General features: G+C 66.3%; 16 protein-coding genes. 9 read left to right on the plus strand and 7 right to left on the minus strand.

From position 1 onward, the window contains the following. The first annotated feature begins 70 nt into the window (after positions 1–70). The 3 genes from ACQP1G_RS40735 to ACQP1G_RS40745 are packed head-to-tail and all read left to right on the plus strand — an operon-like array spanning position 71 to position 3,054. On the plus strand, positions 71–502 hold the full coding sequence (locus ACQP1G_RS40735; RefSeq protein ID WP_433195217.1) for a succinate dehydrogenase hydrophobic membrane anchor subunit: 432 nt from the start codon (positions 71–73) through the stop codon (positions 500–502). Positions 503–517: 15 nt separating this feature from the next. Next, positions 518–2,284, plus strand: coding sequence for a succinate dehydrogenase flavoprotein subunit (sdhA, locus tag ACQP1G_RS40740; protein WP_433195219.1), 1,767 nt, complete (start codon positions 518–520; stop codon positions 2,282–2,284). Beyond that, a complete protein-coding gene (locus tag ACQP1G_RS40745) occupies positions 2,284–3,054 on the plus strand; it encodes a succinate dehydrogenase iron-sulfur subunit (protein ID WP_433195221.1) in 771 nt (256 codons plus the stop codon). Before sdhA ends, ACQP1G_RS40745 begins: the two co-directional genes overlap by 1 nt. Before the next feature lie 195 nt (positions 3,055–3,249). Here ACQP1G_RS40745 and ACQP1G_RS40750 read toward each other — a convergent pair whose 3' ends face one another. Continuing rightward, positions 3,250–3,936, minus strand: coding sequence for a JAB domain-containing protein (locus ACQP1G_RS40750; RefSeq protein ID WP_433195223.1), 687 nt, complete (start codon positions 3,934–3,936; stop codon positions 3,250–3,252). Positions 3,937–4,080: 144 nt separating this feature from the next. On the opposite strand from ACQP1G_RS40750, the gene ACQP1G_RS40755 reads away from it, so the two are divergent. After that, complete coding sequence (locus ACQP1G_RS40755) at positions 4,081–5,619, plus strand: alpha/beta hydrolase (protein WP_433195225.1); 1,539 nt, start codon at positions 4,081–4,083, stop codon at positions 5,617–5,619. 9 nt (positions 5,620–5,628) lie between these two features. On the opposite strand, the gene ACQP1G_RS40760 is transcribed toward ACQP1G_RS40755, so the two are convergent. Next, positions 5,629–5,832 carry a type II toxin-antitoxin system VapB family antitoxin gene (locus ACQP1G_RS40760; protein ID WP_433195227.1) on the minus strand — a complete coding sequence of 68 codons (204 nt, stop codon included), beginning with the start codon at positions 5,830–5,832 and terminating at the stop codon, positions 5,629–5,631. Positions 5,833–5,950: 118 nt separating this feature from the next. On the opposite strand from ACQP1G_RS40760, the gene ACQP1G_RS40765 reads away from it, so the two are divergent. The 3 genes from ACQP1G_RS40765 to ACQP1G_RS40775 all read left to right on the plus strand — a co-directional run bounded on the left by ACQP1G_RS40765 (position 5,951) and on the right by ACQP1G_RS40775 (position 8,344). Then, the gene (locus ACQP1G_RS40765) at positions 5,951–6,511 is read left to right on the plus strand and encodes a DUF4396 domain-containing protein (protein ID WP_433195229.1); all 561 of its coding nucleotides are present in this window, start codon (positions 5,951–5,953) and stop codon (positions 6,509–6,511) included. 127 nt (positions 6,512–6,638) lie between these two features. After that, entirely contained in the window at positions 6,639–7,571 is a 933-nt protein-coding gene (locus tag ACQP1G_RS40770; RefSeq protein ID WP_433195231.1) for a phenylalanine 4-monooxygenase, read from the plus strand. A gap of 101 nt (positions 7,572–7,672) precedes the next feature. Next, positions 7,673–8,344 carry a SnoaL-like polyketide cyclase gene (locus ACQP1G_RS40775; protein ID WP_433195233.1) on the plus strand — a complete coding sequence of 224 codons (672 nt, stop codon included), beginning with the start codon at positions 7,673–7,675 and terminating at the stop codon, positions 8,342–8,344. Positions 8,345–8,365: 21 nt separating this feature from the next. Here the strand turns inward: ACQP1G_RS40775 and ACQP1G_RS40780 are convergent, their stop codons facing one another. Together ACQP1G_RS40780 and ACQP1G_RS40785 are read right to left on the minus strand one after the other, a co-directional pair. Next, positions 8,366–8,971, minus strand: coding sequence for a TetR family transcriptional regulator (locus ACQP1G_RS40780; protein WP_433195235.1), 606 nt, complete (start codon positions 8,969–8,971; stop codon positions 8,366–8,368). After that, complete coding sequence (locus tag ACQP1G_RS40785) at positions 8,961–10,505, minus strand: MFS transporter (RefSeq protein WP_433195237.1); 1,545 nt, start codon at positions 10,503–10,505, stop codon at positions 8,961–8,963. Before ACQP1G_RS40785 ends, ACQP1G_RS40780 begins: the two co-directional genes overlap by 11 nt. A gap of 141 nt (positions 10,506–10,646) precedes the next feature. Here ACQP1G_RS40785 and ACQP1G_RS40790 point away from each other — a divergent pair, with 141 nt between their 5' ends. Continuing rightward, positions 10,647–12,002 (plus strand): D-alanyl-D-alanine carboxypeptidase family protein, encoded by a 1,356-nt coding sequence (locus ACQP1G_RS40790; protein WP_433195239.1) that lies wholly within the window; start codon positions 10,647–10,649, stop codon positions 12,000–12,002. 383 nt (positions 12,003–12,385) lie between these two features. On the opposite strand, the gene yhjD is transcribed toward ACQP1G_RS40790, so the two are convergent. From yhjD to ACQP1G_RS40805, 3 genes are all read right to left on the minus strand, one after another. Next, complete coding sequence (yhjD, locus tag ACQP1G_RS40795; RefSeq protein ID WP_433195241.1) at positions 12,386–13,405, minus strand: inner membrane protein YhjD; 1,020 nt, start codon at positions 13,403–13,405, stop codon at positions 12,386–12,388. A gap of 37 nt (positions 13,406–13,442) precedes the next feature. Then, the gene (trpS, locus tag ACQP1G_RS40800; RefSeq protein WP_433195243.1) at positions 13,443–14,477 is read right to left on the minus strand and encodes a tryptophan--tRNA ligase; all 1,035 of its coding nucleotides are present in this window, start codon (positions 14,475–14,477) and stop codon (positions 13,443–13,445) included. Between the two features lie 165 nt (positions 14,478–14,642). Beyond that, positions 14,643–15,575, minus strand: coding sequence for an oxygenase MpaB family protein (locus ACQP1G_RS40805; protein WP_433195245.1), 933 nt, complete (start codon positions 15,573–15,575; stop codon positions 14,643–14,645). Between the two features lie 224 nt (positions 15,576–15,799). Here ACQP1G_RS40805 and ACQP1G_RS40810 point away from each other — a divergent pair, with 224 nt between their 5' ends. Continuing rightward, positions 15,800–16,585: a TetR/AcrR family transcriptional regulator gene (locus tag ACQP1G_RS40810; RefSeq protein ID WP_433195246.1), complete on the plus strand. Its 786-nt coding sequence runs from the start codon at positions 15,800–15,802 to the stop codon at positions 16,583–16,585. Positions 16,586–16,600: the final 15 nt, after the last annotated feature.

The following is a 16,600-nucleotide window of genomic DNA, read 5'->3' on the forward strand; positions in this document are numbered from 1 at the left end:
TGAGTGAGCGAATCATGGACACAGCCGCCAGTGCGGTCATGCCGAAACCGAGCGCCAGCGAGGTGCAGGCATGAGCGCACCTGTCCTCGGTAAGAGCTACGACCGCCCCGCGAGCCTGGATCTGCCCCGCTCGCCGCGCGCCCGCTCCAACAACAACTTCGAGAAGTACGCGTGGCTGTTCATGCGCTTCTCCGGCCTGCTGCTGATCGTGCTGGTCCTGGGCCACATGACGATCATGCTGCTGCTCGACGGCGGCGTGAAGCGCCTGAACTTCGCCTTCGTGGCGGGCCGCTGGTCCAGCCCGTTCTGGCAGTTCTGGGATCTGACCATGCTCTGGTTGGCCCAACTGCACGGCGGCAATGGCCTGCGCACTGTGATCGCGGACTACTCCCGCAAAGACTCGACCCGGTTCTGGCTCAACACCGCGCTGGTCGTCTCGATGGTCCTGATCTGTGGCGTCGGCACCTACGTCATCTTCACCTTCGACCCCAACATCAGTTAGGAACAGGCGAACTCGATGAGTGAATCCCGGATTCAGGAGCACCGCTACGACGTCGTCATCGTCGGTGCCGGTGGCGCCGGTATGCGCGCGGCGATCGAGGCCGGTCCCCGGGCCCGCACCGCCGTCCTGACGAAGCTCTACCCGACCCGCAGCCACACCGGCGCTGCCCAGGGTGGCATGTGCGCCGCGCTGGCCAACGTCGAAGAAGACAACTGGGAATGGCACACCTTCGACACCGTCAAGGGTGGTGACTATCTGGTCGACCAGGACGCCGCGGAGATCATGGCCAAGGAGGCCATCGACGCGGTGATGGACCTGGAGAAGATGGGTCTGCCGTTCAACCGCACGCCCGAGGGCAAGATCGACCAGCGGCGCTTCGGCGGCCACACCCGCGATCACGGCAAGGCCCCGGTTCGCCGCGCGTGCTACGCCGCCGACCGCACCGGCCACATGATCCTGCAGACGCTCTACCAGAACTGCGTCAAGCACGACGTGGAGTTCTTCAACGAGTTCTATGTGCTCGACCTGGTCATGTCCGAGACCGATCGCGGTCCGGTCGCGACCGGTGTGGTCGCCTACGAGCTGGCCACCGGCGAACTGCACGTCTTCCACGCGAAGTCGATCATCTTCGCCACCGGTGGTTCCGGCCGGATGTACAAGACCACCTCGAACGCGCACACGCTGACCGGCGACGGCATGGCGATCGTGTTCCGCAAGGGGCTCCCGCTCGAGGATATGGAGTTCCACCAGTTCCACCCGACAGGCCTTGCCGGTCTCGGCATTCTGATCTCGGAGGCGGTCCGCGGCGAGGGCGGCATCCTGCGCAATGCCAGCGGCGAGCGTTTCATGGAGCGCTACGCCCCCACCATCAAGGACCTCGCGCCGCGTGACATCGTCGCCCGCTCGATGGTGCTCGAGGTGCTGGAGGGCCGCGGCGCGGGACCGAACAAGGACTACGTCTACATCGACGTGACCCACCTCGGCGAGGACGTGCTCGAGGAGAAGCTGCCCGATATCACCGAATTCGCACGCACCTACCTGGGTGTGGACCCGGTGAAGGAACTGGTGCCGGTCATGCCGACCTGTCACTACGTGATGGGTGGCATCCCGACCCGCATCCGCGGCGAGGTGCTGCGCAACAACACCGATGTGGTGCCCGGCCTGTACGCCGCCGGTGAGTGCGCGTGCGTTTCGGTGCACGGCTCCAACCGTCTCGGCACCAACTCGCTGCTGGACATCAACGTCTTCGGCCGCCGCTCCGGCATCGCCGCCGCGGAACACGCCCAGCGCACCGAATTCGTCGAGATGCCGGAGAATCCGGCGCAGATGGTGCAGGAATGGCTGGCAATGCTGCTCTCCGATCACGGCAACGAGCGCGTCGCCGATATCCGCACCGAGCTGCAGTACACGATGGATATGAACGCCGCGGTGTTCCGCACCGAGGACACCCTCAAGCAGGCGCTCACCGATATCCACGCGCTCAAGGACCGCTACACCCGAATCACGGTGCAGGACAAGGGCAAGCGCTACAACAGCGACTTGCTCGAGGCCGTCGAGCTCGGCTTCCTGCTGGAGCTGGCCGAGGTCACCGTGGTGGGCGCGCTCAACCGCAAGGAATCGCGCGGCGGACACGCCCGCGAGGACTACCCGGACCGCGACGACGTGAACTTCATGCGGCACACGATGGCCTACAAGGAGGGGGCGGAGCTCATCTCCGATATCCGCCTCGACTTCAAGCCGGTGGTGCAGACCCGCTACGAGCCGATGGAGCGTAAGTACTGATGACTGCCGTACTCGAAACACCCCCGCAGCAGGCCGCACCGGTCCCCGAAGGCTCGGTCATGGTCGACGTGAAGGTCGCCCGGTTCAATCCGGAGGACGACAAGGGCGCGCACTGGGAGACCTTCCAGGTGCCGGTGTTGTCGACCGACCGGTTCCTGAACGTCCTCATCTACATCAAGTCCTACCTGGACGGCACGCTCACCTTCCGCCGCTCCTGCGCACACGGTGTCTGTGGTTCGGACGCCATGCGGATCAACGGTGTCAACCGGCTGGCCTGCAAGGTGCTGATGAAGGACATGCTGCCCAAGAGCGGCAAAACGATCACCATCACCGTCGAGCCGATCCGCGGCCTGCCCGTGGAGAAGGACCTCGTGGTGAATATGGAGCCGTTCTTCGACGCGTTCCGTGCCGTGAAGCCCTACCTGATCACCTCGGGTAACGAGCCCACCCGCGAACGCATCCAGAGCCAGGCCGACCGCGCCCGGTTCGACGACACCACCAAGTGCATCCTGTGCGCCTGCTGCACCACCTCCTGCCCCGTGTACTGGAGCGACGGCAGCTACTTCGGCCCGGCCGCGATCGTGAACGCGCACCGCTTCATCTTCGACAGCCGTGACGAGGGCGCCCGCGAACGCCTCGACATCCTCAACGACGTCGAAGGCGTCTGGCGCTGCCGCACCACCTTCAACTGCACCGACGCCTGCCCCCGCGGCATCGAGGTCACCAAGGCCATCCAGGAAGTCAAGCGCGCACTCCTCTTCGCCCGCTGACCCCTACCGGCATCCGAAGGCCGCCTCCATCGAAAGATGCAGGCGGCCTTCGCCGTCTCCGCCGTATGCGCTGAACGGCGGCTGCGGGGATGATCGAAGAACTGAAAGCGCGGCACGACGGCATGGCGAGCATCGATGAGCCGACACCCACGCTGGTACGACGAGCCCCGCACTGCCCCGCCGAGCGCGGCCGAGTCACTCACTGGGTCGGTTCAGCGGCGCCGCGCTCGCCCACCTCGCTCCCGCGATCACCACATGGTCCAGGAAGCGCAGGCCGACGGTGCGGGCGGATTCGACCAGAAGGGTGGTCGCGCGGCGGTCGTCGAAGCTGGGGGCCGGGTCACCGGAGGGGTGGTTGTGCACGACGGCAAAGGAGCGGCCGTCGTGGCGCAACACGGTGTTCAGGATTTCGCGGACCGGCACGGCGACCTGATCGATGGCGCCCTCGGCGACGAATACCTTGTGCCGCAATCGATTCTGGGCATCGCACACCAGCACCAGTAGCCGTTCCACGCGGGCGCCGGTGAACAGCGGCAGCGCGACCCGGACAACATCGGCGGCCCCGTCCAGGCGCGGCGCGGTGTCCGGGCTGTCGCGCGCTCTGGTGCCGAGGTGGAAGGCGGCGATGATCGCGGCGGCCTTCGCCACCCCGATGCCCGCCCGCCGCGACAGTTCCTCGGGCCGCGCGGCTGCCAGTCCGGCGATACCGCCGTGCTCGGCGAGCAGTTCGGCGGCCATATCCAGGGCGCTCTCCCCGCGCCGTCCCTGGCGCAGCAGCACGGCAAGCAACTCGCTATCGCTGAGTGCGTGCGGGCCAAGAGTGAGCAGCCGCTCCCGTGGTCGTTGACCGAATGGCAGTTTGGCGATGGATACCGACATCATTCCCCCTCGAATGCGATGCGATCTCCGCATCATGCCAGCCACCACCGACAGGTCGGCGTGGTTCGGCCGCGACGGCGACCATGGCCTGCGCACCGCCACCGGGTCGGGCAGACTGAGTCGAGCAGTTCCAACGATGGGGATCGAATGCTGAACTGGCGCAATCGGAGTGCGCGGCGAATTGGACGATCGGCGTGGCTCGCCGCGGTGCTCGTACTCGGGGCCGCGTGCGGCGCGCAGGCCGAGACCGCTCCGAGCCCGCACCTCGAAAATACGCCGGGGCTGGGCAAGTACTACCGCCAAACACTGGTGTGGGGCTCGTGCGAGGGCTTCGACGGCGGCGCGGACCTCACCTCGGCCGGACTCGAATGCGCTCGGGTCGTGGTACCAATCAATTACGCTGAGCCAGACGGTAATACGGCGCACCTCGCGATTTCGCGACTGCCTGCCCGCGGGGCGAAGATCGCCTCGATCCTGACCAATCCGGGCGGCCCCGGCGGTATCGGCCTGACGCTACCCGCCGAACTCGCGCGGACGCCGCTGACCGAACGCTTCGATGTGATCGGCAGCGATCTGCGTGGGCTCGGCGCGTCGACGCCGAAGCTCGTCTGTGACACTCCCGAAGAGTTGGCGGCCGAACGTGCCGGTCGCACCACCGAATACTTGCCCTTCTGGATGTCGCGGGCCGAACACGACAGCATGAATTTGGCCGCCAGATGTGTGCAGCGCACCGGATTGGATCTGCTGTCGCATGTCGGAACCCGCGAGTCCGCCGCCGATCTCGACATCATCCGAGCGGTGCTCGGCGAGGAGAAGCTGACCTACTTCGGGGCCTCCTATGGCACCCGGCTCGGCTCGACCTACGCCGAACTGTTCCCGGACCGGGTTCGGGCCATGGTCCTCGACGGCGCCGCCGATCCGGCCACCGATATCGCCGATCCGGTCATCGTCTACGCGGGCCTGCAGCACGCGTTCGACGTGTACGCCGCGAACTGCGTCAAGGCGCCGGACTGCCCGATCGGCACCGACCCGACCAAAACGTCCGAGCGCATGGCCGCATTGCTGCGGCCGCTGACCGACCGGCCCGCCGCCACCACCGACGGCCGCGGCCTCGACTACTCCGACGCCTCGACCGGGGTGATCTCGACGATGTACACCTCGCGGGCCTGGCCCGTGCTGACCCGCGGCCTGACCGAACTGACCAAGGGCAAAGGCGATATCCTGCTCACCCTGGCCGACGACTATCTCGCGCCCGAGGTGATCGATACCGGCTACTCGACCGCGGTTCGCTGCCTCGACAACGAGCGGATCGCCGATCGAGCGAGCGCGCTGCAGTTGGACCGTCGCGTCCGCGCCGCCGCCCCCGCCTTCGACAGCGGCAACGTCAGCGACTGGATTCCCTTGGACGCCTGCGCATTCTGGCCCGTGCCCCCGACCAGTCGCCCGCACGTTCCCACTGTGACCGGGCTACCGAAGGTCGTGGTCGTCTCCTCCACCGGCGATCCGGTCACGCCCTATCAGGGCGCGACGAATCTCGCCCGGGCACTGGGTGCTGTCCTGGTCACTTACGAAGGCATTCAACATGGTTCGTTCCTGGACGGCGTCACCTGCGTCGACGAACCGGTCCTGAAATACCTGATCGATCTGACCCCGCCCCGGGAAGGGCTGCGCTGCCCGGCTCAGTAGACCGACCGGTCAGCCGTCTGCCGTGATCACCTCGGGACCGGGCAGGGCCAGCAGCACACCGGAGGCCAAACGCTCCAGATGGTGAAGCTGCCGCTCGTGCACAACGATTCGGCGCAGCGCCTCGTTGATGGTGGCGCTACTCGTCGACGTGCCCATGATGGCGGCCGCGGCGGCGAGCAATTTCTGGTCGAGATCGATCCGCACGGTTTTCATGCGCCCTCCTTCGTACATTCGCCATATTGCTTTATGTCGCCCGCTCCCGTGTGGCAAATCGAATACAACGTCGAAGTCCACATTTGACTCATTACCCTACGGGGGTATAGTTCCCAGCATGGAGTACGAGCACGGAACGCACGGCGACCACCACGGACACGCCGGGCACGCAGGACATTCCTCGCCGAGTGCCACCGCAGCACACACCGCTCACGCAAACACCGGACATCACGCTCCCGCGTCATGGCGGATGGCCGCGCAAGCCACCCTGCACTGCCTCACCGGCTGCGCGATCGGCGAAATCCTCGGCATGGTGATCGGAACCGCGTTCGGCTGGAACAACACCTCGACCATGGTGCTGGCGATCGTGCTCGCATTCCTTTTCGGCTACGCGCTGACCATGCGCGGTGTCCTGAAGGCGGGGCTGCCACTTGCGGCGGCGGTCACCACCGCACTCGCCGCCGACACCGTGTCGATCACCGTCATGGAGATCGTCGACAACGCCGTCATCCTCGCCGTGCCCGGCGCGATGGACGCACACCTGGACACGGTCATGTTCTGGGCGACGCTCGCCTTCTCCCTGGTGGTCGCGTTCGTACTCACCACGCCGGTCAACAAGTGGATGATCGGGCGCGGCAAGGGGCATGCGGTGGTGCATTCGCTGCACGGTCATCACTGATCAGCTCGCCGCCGCAAACGCCGGTACGCCGCCGGTATTAGCTCGAAAAAGCCCGCCCAGCTATGCAGTTTGACCACCTGGGCGGGCTTTTGTTGTCGCAACGGCCTGGCGGTGCTTGCATCGAGGTATGTTCACCGAAGCTCAGCTGTACTCGCCGGTGACCCGGTCCGGCGACGGCGATGTCGTTGTGCACCTGAGCGACGAGCACCCCGGCGTACACGACCCGGACTACCGGGCCCGCCGCAATGCGATCGCCGCGATGGCGCTGGATTACGCACCGGGCAAGCCGTTGCCGCACATTGACTACACCGATGAGGAACAGCAGGTGTGGCGCATCGTCTCGGCGGAGCTCGCCCGCAAACACCAGAAGTACGCCGCTGCCGAGGTGCTCGCGGCCGCGGCCAGGCTGGCGCTGCCGACCGATCACATTCCACAGCTCGACGAAGTGTCCGCGGCACTGACCCCGCTCACCGGATTCCGCTATGCCCCCGCGGCGGGCCTGGTTCCGCTGCGCGAATTCTTCGGTTCCTTCGCCGATCGGATCTTCCACTCCACCCAGTACATTCGGCACCATTCGGCCCCGCTGTACACCCCGGAACCCGATACCATCCACGAGGTCATCGGGCATGCCAATCAGATCGCCAGCCCGCGCTTCGCCGCCATCTACGAGACGGTCGGCGCCGCGGTAGCTCGATTGACCACCGAGACGGCGCTGAAGTTCCTCGCGGACGTCTTCTGGTTCTCGATGGAATTCGGCGTAGTTCGGGAGAAGGGCGAAATCCGTTGCTACGGAGCCGGATTGCTTTCCTCCTATGGTGAGATCGAGGAGTTCCGCCAGGCCGAGCTACGACCGCTCGACATCGCGATGATGGGGACCGCGGTCTACGACATCACCCATTACCAGCCGATTCTTTATTGTGCACAGTCGATTTCGGAGATCGAGGATGTGATCGGCGGTTTCTTCGCCACCATGGACGACGATTCGCCGCAGCGCGCGCTGCACGATAAGCGCAATGTGACACATCACCGTTTAAACTCGAATGTTGCTGGGAGACACTAGAGTTCGGTTGAATCTCACGCCCCGAGACACGCCGCGACATCACACCGACCGGCTGTTAGCCTGCCTCGCGTCCGATCTCCGATGAAGGGGCGAGAGCCGAGATGACAGTTGATGCAACGGATTCCACACCGCAGATGCCGCTGTGGTTGCAGGGCCGGGATGCGGTGGTTGCCGCCACGCCCGCCGAGGATTGGCGGGGTAACGCACCCGATTACCACCTGACCAACGAAATCGTGCCGCGCGAGCGGACCACCGAACACGAGGCCGGCTCGCTCGAGGCCATCGTCGAGGATCTGGTGCGGGTCTTCGAGATGGAGGTCTCGCACAAGAAGGATCCGGCGACGTGGGTCTCGCTGGTGGCCGAGCACTACCGCGGCCGGGTCAACGGCGGACCGTGGCAGGATGCCGAGGAGTTCGCCAGGATCGGCAGCTACAACATCCTGATCGGCGACAACCCGTACTACGAGGTCGAGCAGGAGACCTTCGAGTCCTCGCACGAGATCTTCCACACCGCATTCCCGAGCGGCTTCTTCTGGGAGGTCCTCGAAGTGCTGGCCGGACCGCCCGCGGTCACCTTCCGCTGGCGGCACTGGGGCCGCTACGACGGCGAGTACAAGGGCAACCAGCCCACCGGTGAGTTGATCGAGATGTTCGGCGTGACCATCGCCAGGGTCAGCGACGACCTGCGCATCCTGGAACTCGAGCACTTCTACGACAACAACAAGCTGCTCGGCCCGCTGGCACACGGATGCCCGGTTACCAAGTCCGCCTGAAGTTTTCGGCCGCTCGGCAGGCTACTGCTTGCCGAGCGGTAACCCCGCCTCCAGAAAATCCAGTGCCCGGCCGAGGTTGTCGGCGTTGAGCGGGGCGAGCGGCGCAATACCGAGCGCTATGCCCGCGACGGCACCCGCAACCACCCGCACCTCGAAATCGTCCGGATCCCGACCCGCATGCTCGGCGAGCAGACCTGCCATCAGGTCGATACCGCGCTGCAGTTCCAAGCCGATGGCCGCGCGCAGCTCGGGCACGTGATACAGCAGGGCCTGCCGCTCCTGCTCGAACGCCAACTCCGATGCGGGCAGATTCGCGAAGACACCGGCCACCGCGTCGCGGAAGGCGGTCAGCGGCGGGATATCTCTCGGCTGCGCCCGTAGCGCGTCGATCATCAGCGGATCGAGATCGTCGGCGAGCACCAGCTGTTCCTTGGTCGGGAAATAGCGGAAGAAGGTGCTCGGTGATACCTCGGCCGCCGCGGCGATCTGCTCGATGGTGGTCTCGGCATATCCCTGCTCCCGGAACAGCCGGAACGCTTCTTCGCGAATCGTCCGGCGGGTCCGTTCCTTCTTCCGCTCACGCAGGCCCTGCGCGGCCGTCCCGTCAGCGGGTAGCTCAACCGACATGTGTCGATTCTGGCCCATTGACACCCACCAGTGCGTCCGGTGTCGCCTCCGCGCGCTCCGGTGCGGACGCGGCCCGCCGCGGCAGCACCCGCAGCGCGAGCGGCACCGCCACGGCGCAGATGGCCGCGCAAACCCACAGCATCGCGCTCATCCCACTGATGAACGCCGACTGCACCTGTTCCAACATGGCGGCGTTGCCGGTCGACTTCGCCACCGCGACACCGGCATTCACGCTGTCACCGACCGGGTCGACATTCAGCGCGCCGAGATCACCGCGGTACACGGTGGCCAGCACGGTGCCGAGCAGTGCCACCGCGATGGTGCCCGCGGCCTGCCGCAGCGCCTGCAGCAACGCCGAGCCGACACCCGCGCGGGCCACCTCGAGATCGTCCATCGCGACCGCCATGCCGACCGGCAGTCCGAGGCCCATGCCCGCACCGGTCAAACCGACCCAGAGGGCGACGAACCAGTACGACGTCCCCACCTCGGTCATCGCGCCCAGACCGAGGCCGAGCGCCAGCACCGCCAGACCCGCGGCCACCATGAGCGCGGGTCCCAGTTTCGGCTGCAGCCGGTCCGACAGCCGCGAACCGATCAGCAGTCCGCCGATCATCGGTAGCAGCCGCAGCCCGCTGCCGAGCGCGTCGACGCCGAGGATCGCCTGGTAGTACTGCGGCACGGTGAAGAACAGGCCGAACAGGCCGAAGGTGATGATCACGGTGAACGTCGCACCCCAGCGGAATCCGGGGCTGCGGAACAGACCCAGATCGACCAGCGGGAAGCTGGCGCGCCGCTGCCACCCGATGAACACCGCGACTGCCGCCGCGCCGCTGAGCAGCGCACCCCAACCGAGCCCATCGCCCCAGCCCTTGTCACCGAGCCGGATGAATCCGTAAGTGACACCCAGCATTCCGAGGATCGAGAGCACGGTGCCCGGCAGATCCAGGGGCCGTTGCTGCGGGTTGCGAGATTCCGGAACCAGAACCGCGACAGCCGCCGCGCCGATCACCACCATCGGGACATTGATCAGGAATACCGAACCCCACCAGAAGTTATCAATCAGCCAGCCGCCGAGAATCGGCCCGAGCGGCAGCCCGAGTGCGGTCGAGGTGATCCAGATGTTCATGGCCTTGGCGCGCTGGGCCGGGTCCGGGAACAACACCGGCAGCACCGCCATCGATAGCGGCATCATGACCGCCGCCGCGACACCGAGCACCACCCGGGCCGCGATGAGCTGACCTGCGGTGGCGGCGAAGGCGCAGGCCAACGAGGCCGCTCCGAACAGCACCAGCGCGCCGAGCAGCAGCTTCTTGCGGCCATAGCGGTCGCCGAGTGCGCCAGCGGGCACCATCACGGCCGCGAGCGCCAGCGTGTAGGCGGTGCTGAACCACTGCAGTGCACCGGTATTCGCGTTCAGGTCGATGGCGAGGGTGGGCAGCGCGACGGTCAGCACGGTCATATCGAGGCCGATGGTCAGCATTGCCACGGCCAGCGCCCCCAGCGCCAGCCAGCGGCGAGTCGAGTCTGTCTGCATAGCGCCTCCCTGAATTGATAGTTACTACTTTTTGATAGTAGCTCTCATTTACTAGTTACTGTCAATACCCGAAACGCGCCATGCTGGGGACGGCCGCGCCAGCCCGGCATCGACCCGCCCCACCCAGTAGGCTCTGAGCCGATGACGATCCGGGACCTTCGCCCTTCCGCCAGGCAGAATCGCGGTTCCGTAGGCTCTGCGCCGACGAGAATCCGGGATGTTCGCCGCCTGTCCGCGCTCGGCCTCGGTGCCGTGCTGGCCGCTGCCGCAGTGACCTGGGGCGGTGCGACGACGCCGTCACAGGCGACACCGCCGACCATCACGACAACGCCGTTCACCACCCCGAATACCGACAGCTGCCCGCAGAAGACGAAGCCGCCCAACCCGATCGACGAATCCGAGGTGCCCGAACCGGGCCAATCGACGCCGACACCGCTATCCGTGCCGATTCCGCCGGTCGGCGGCTCGCGCCTGGGCGAATGCGGCGTCGTCATCCCCGGCGGCGCACCTGCCGTGCCCAAGGATATTTCGGCGACGGCCTGGCAGGTGTCGGATCTCGATACCGGCGAGGTGCTCGCCGCCAAGGATCCGCATGGGCGGTACCGACCAGCCAGCACCATCAAGGTGCTGCTCGCGACGGTCGCGCTGCGCACCCTCGATCTGGACATATCCGTCACCGGGACACAGGAAGATGCGAACGCCGACGGCACCCGTGTCGGCATCGGCCCCGGCGGCCGCTACACCAACCGCCAGCTCGTGCAGGCGCTGATCATGGCCTCCGGCAATGACGCCGCACACGCCATCGCCGCCCAACTCGGCGGTGACGCCGGTGCCGTACAGAAGATGAACGAACTGGCAAAGTCGTTGTACGCCTTGGACACTCGCACCGCCAGCCCGTCCGGCCTGGACGGCCCCGGCATGAGCACCTCGGCCTACGACCTGTCGGTGCTGTTCCGCGAGGCGATGACCATCCCGCTGTTCGCCGAACTCATCCACACCGAACAGGTCGACTTCCCGGGCTTCCCCAAGGACCCGAAAAACCCTGACGACAAAGACCATCCGGGCTTCCCCATCGGCAACGACAACCAACTGCTCTACAACTACGATGGCGCGATCGGCGGCAAGACCGGTTTCACCGACGACGCCAGGCAGACCTTCGTCGCCGCCGCCCAACGCGACGGCCGCAGGTTGGTAGTGACGCTGCTGAAGGCTGACGTGCTGCCGCTGCGTCCATGGGAGCAGGCCGCCCGCCTCCTCGACTACGGCTTCGCCCTGCCGAAGAGCTCCACCATCGGAAAGCTCCCCGAGGCCAAGTCCGCATCCGCCAAAGCCACTGTGGGACTTGCCTCCCCACCCCCGAAGGACACCGACCACGAGGCGCAGCCCGCGGACGAACCCGATAACGACACAGGCACCCGCACACTTTTGCTGGTCGGCGGTGCGATCCTGGTGCTCGGCCTATTACTGGGCGCCCGCCGCGTCAACCGTCACCGCTGAGGCCAACGGCGCTGTGCCCCAGCGCATGCACAGACAGTCACACGCGGCCGCCCAGCAGTCCGGCAGGTCCGACACGACAAGCAACGCTGGGCCCACGACGATCGAGACATCTTCGGCGAAGCGCGATGGATGCTGCTGCCAGCTCGGCTCTGCTCAGGCAGATGGCGAAGGAGTACGCGTAAATAGCGATTCGGCCGTTGCCGACCGGCGCTGCCGCGATTGGATCCGGGCACCCCGTCTTTCAGCCGGGCACCCCACACATGGGGTGCCCGATCTGCACAGGGGGTGCCCGGACCGCCTGTTCGCCGGTTGAATCCCTCGCACCGCCAGAAGCCTGGAACACCGGTCGGCGGCTCACACCACTCCGCTGTCAGCGACCGCGGTCAGCGGCGGCGCAGAACCGAAAGGACCAGCGCAGCAAGGGCACCCGCACCGAAGTATGCCGCACCGGTGCCCATCGACAGGCCGGGTGAGCTCATACGGGGCATGATCACCGCAGCACCGGGCGGGGAGATTTCGGCTTCGGGCTCGTTTTCCGATGCTGTTGCAGCCCAGGCGGTTGCGAACAGCAGGATTCGATAGGTGATGTAGGTGAACACCATCAGGCCGATGATGGAGCCGAAGGCCGCGCCCGCGGGGCTGGACAGTACCGCTTGCAGATAGAACGATGCGACGTATTTGAAGACTTCGAAGACCAGTGCGGCCAGTGCCGCAGCCCGCGCGGCACTGCGAAGAGTGACCGGCTCCCGGGGCAGACGCGCGATTATCCAGGCGAATACCGCCCAGGAGGCGAGGAAGCCGAGCAGTGTCGAGGTGAGCACCAGCATCAGCCGCGCCCCCGGCAGATCCGTCAGATGGAACCCGATCAGCAGTCGCGCACCGAGCGTGCTCGACGCCAGCGCGGACAGGCCGATCGATACCACGAACGCCAGCCCGAGTCCGATCAGTGCGCCCAGGTCGGAGAGCTTGTTCAGCAACCAATTGCCTTCGGGGCTCGCCTGTTCCCACTGTTCGGTCAATGCCGCCCGCAGGTTCGCCATCCAGCCGAGCCCGGTGTAGACACCCACCAGCAGACCGAGCGTGCCGACGGTACCGCGCGATCGGATCGCCTTATCGATCAGATCATTGAGCTGGGTCCCGAGCGATCCCGGAATGTTCTCGATGACCTTGTTCTGTAGATCGGTGAGCACATCCGGATGACCCGAGAGCGCGAATCCGGCGACCGCGAAGGCGACCATCAAGAGCGGAAACAGTGACAGCACCGTGAAATACGTGATCCCGGCCGCGTAGTAGTCGCCGCGTTGCCGCTGATACCGCTCGCCCGCGCGCACCAGATGATCCAGCCACGGCCGCGACTGGATCCGGTGCTCGAGCCCAGCTTTGATGTTGTCGATCACCTGCACCTGTCAGCCCCTTCGAGAGACCTCGCAGGCGCCGCCCCTAGCGAGCCAGGAAGCCCACCCGGTCGTATACCTGTGCGAGGGTGTTGCCAGCAATCTCGCGCGCCCGCTCGGCACCGGCGGCGAGGATGCGGTCGAGTTCGCCCTGATCCGCCAAATACTCTTCCACCTTCGCCCGCAGCGGGGTGACAAATTCGACCAGCGCGTCTGCGACGTCGGACTTCAGATCGCCGTAACCCTTACCCGCATAGTCGCGTTCCAGCGTGACGATCGGGGTGCCACTGAGCGAACCGAGGATCACCAGCAGGTTGCTGACACCCGGCTTGGTCTCCGGATCGTAGCGGATCTCGCGCTCGGTGTCGGTGACCGCGGAACGAATCTTCTTGGTGGTGATCTTCGGATCGTCGAGCAGGCTGATCAGACCGGCGTCGGTGGAGGCCGACTTGCTCATCTTCGAGGTCGGGTCCTGCAGGTCGTAGATCTTCGCGGTGCCCTTGACGATATGCGCCTCCGGCACCACGAACGTCTTCTTGAACCGAGAGTTGAAGCGCTGGGCCAGATTTCGGGTCAGCTCCAGATGCTGGCGTTGATCCTCGCCGACCGGCACCTGATGCGGGCGGTAGAGCAGGATGTCCGCGGCCATCAGCACCGGATAGGTGAACAGTCCGACGCTGGCGTTCTCCGCGCCCTGTTTGACCGACTTGTCCTTGAACTGGGTCATCCGGCTGGCCTCGCCGAATCCGGTGATGCAGCTGAGCACCCAGGTCAGCTCGGCATGCTCGGGAACCTGGCTCTGCACGAAGAGCGTGGAGCGCTTGGGGTCGATGCCGAGCGCGAGCAGCTGTGCGGCCGCCGCCTTGGTGCGCTGGCGCAGTTCCTTCGGATCCTGAGGCACGGTGATCGCGTGCATATCCGGGATGAAGTAGAGCGCGTCGTAGTCGTCCTGCATGCTCACCCAGTACTGCAGCGCCCCAAGGTAGTTGCCGAGATGGAAGGACGCGCTGGTGGGCTGGATCCCGGACAGCACCCGCTGTTTGCGTTCAGCGGCCGGGTTCGTCTGAGCAGGACTGGACATGTCCCGATCTTCGCATGCGGTGTTCGATCGGCGGCGTTCGCGGGTCCCCGACGTGGTAACGCTGCGCTACCGCCGCCGGGCCCGTCGCTCACGCGGTGTTCGATCGGCGGCGTTCGCGGGTCTGCTCCGCTACCGTCTCCGGGCCCGTCGCTCACGCCGGGGCGGTCATGCGGAATTTCGCGCCGCCCAGTTGCGTGGGTCGACACCGGGCATGCTCGGGCGGCCGGTGCCGAGAAGTTCGTGTTCGCGTTTGGACACCAATCTGTAGACCGGCGCGCTCGGACCGGCCAGCGTGCCGCGCAGCACCGGCGGCACCAGTGGCGGGGCGATATGCGCGGTGCGCACGCCCTGGGCCAGCGCGCGGAAGGCGAGCTGTTCGGGAAGTCCCCAGCGCATCCCGTACATCTTGCGGATCCGCGGCGGCAAGCTGCCCTGCACCAGCAGGAAGAACGCGTCGGCGACCTGACGCAAGGGCCTGCGCTGCGGATAGGGCACACGCTGACCGGCCAGATACGAGCCGACCAGCCGGGCCTCGTCGGTGAGGTACAGCTCGTCCGAGGCTAGGTAGTCGTCGAAGGATGCACGGAACAGCCGGTAGCTGCCCGGCGCGGCCTCGCGCGGCATGCCGAACAGTTCGGCCCAGCGAACGTAGTCCTGGTACAAGCCCTCGCGCTCGCCGTCGGTCAGCGGGCGGACCAGCAGATCGTGCATCACCTCGGCCGAGTCGAAGGCGAAGGCCATGGTCATGTACATCAGATGCGGATCGAGCGCGGAGTAGCCGGTACCCGCCGGATGATGTGCGCCCGCATCCTCGGGCAGTTCGCCGACGACCTTCGCATGCTTCTTGGCGGTGAAGGCGAGCGCCCGATCGGCCTCGTCCTTGCTGCCGAGGAAGACAGCCTCGAAGAGCTTGCCGGTCAACGCGAGTCGGGTGTAGGGCGTCATCCGGTGCTCGGTGTTCTCGGCGGTCCCGACATACAGCAGCGGGTGCACTGCACCGATGACCAAGGCGCGCTGACCATAGGTGAGACCCACCGCGCGCTTGCTCATGACCCGTCGGGCCATCGAATTGTCGGCGAAGTAGCCGGGTTCGGACATCGCTGCCTCCTCATTGAGCGCGTGCCGTCGGACGCGACGGGCTTCGGTGACCCGGACCGCCCGTCATCCCGGCGCACGCCGGGATCCACAGCATCTGACAATAGAATCCTCCAGAATTAATGATCTGGCAATAGGCTCTGCCAGATTGTGTCCGGACCGGATTCGGCCGCCGCATCGGACCGCGATCCGGTCGGCCGCAACCACACCCGTGCCAGAATCGCCATGTGACTGCATCGCGTAGCGATTCCGCAAGGGGTGGTGGTCCGGCGACAGCTGGGCCGGCATCGCCCAGTGAGTCCACAGGGGGTGGCGGTCGGGCAACGGGTGGGCCGGCATCCCCCAGCGACTCCACCGGCGGCAGTGGGGCGACGGGTGGGCCGGCGCGGCGGACCTACGGTGGCGTCTCCGCTGACCAGCGGCGCGCCCAGCGGCGCGCGGCGCTGCTCGATGCCGCGCTGGAGATCATCGGCACCCAGGGCATCGCCAAGCTGACCGTCTCCGGACTGTGCGCGCAGGCCGGACTCAACGAGCGGTACTACTACGAAAGCTTCGACAGCCGCGACGCGGTGCTGGCCGCACTCATCGACGGGATCGCCGAGGAGATGGCCGGGGCGATCATCGGCGCTTTGCAGGCCGCACCGGCGGATACCCGCGCCAAATCACATGCCGCGATCGCCGCGGGCATTCATTTGCTCACCGATGATCCGCGCAAGGCGCGCGTCGCGCTGATCGCGGGCATGGCGACGCCGGAACTGCGCGCGCGCACAAATCAGACGGTGCGGGTATTCGCCCGGTTGGTCGCCGCCGAAGGCATCGACTTCTACGGCGTCACCGACCCGAACCCCGATCCCACCATCGACTTCCGCGCCACCTACCTCGTCGGCGGCCTGATCCAAACCCTCACCGCCTGGCTACAGGACGACCTCCCCCTGACCCGCGACGAACTCATCGACCACACCACCGACGTCTTCGTCCTCCTCGGCGAGGACCTCGCCCGCCGCCTCACCTGAAGGCTTCCGTCACAG

Source organism: Nocardia sp. CA-107356, assembly GCF_050946365.1.
In the GTDB taxonomy this organism is placed as follows: domain Bacteria; phylum Actinomycetota; class Actinomycetes; order Mycobacteriales; family Mycobacteriaceae; genus Nocardia.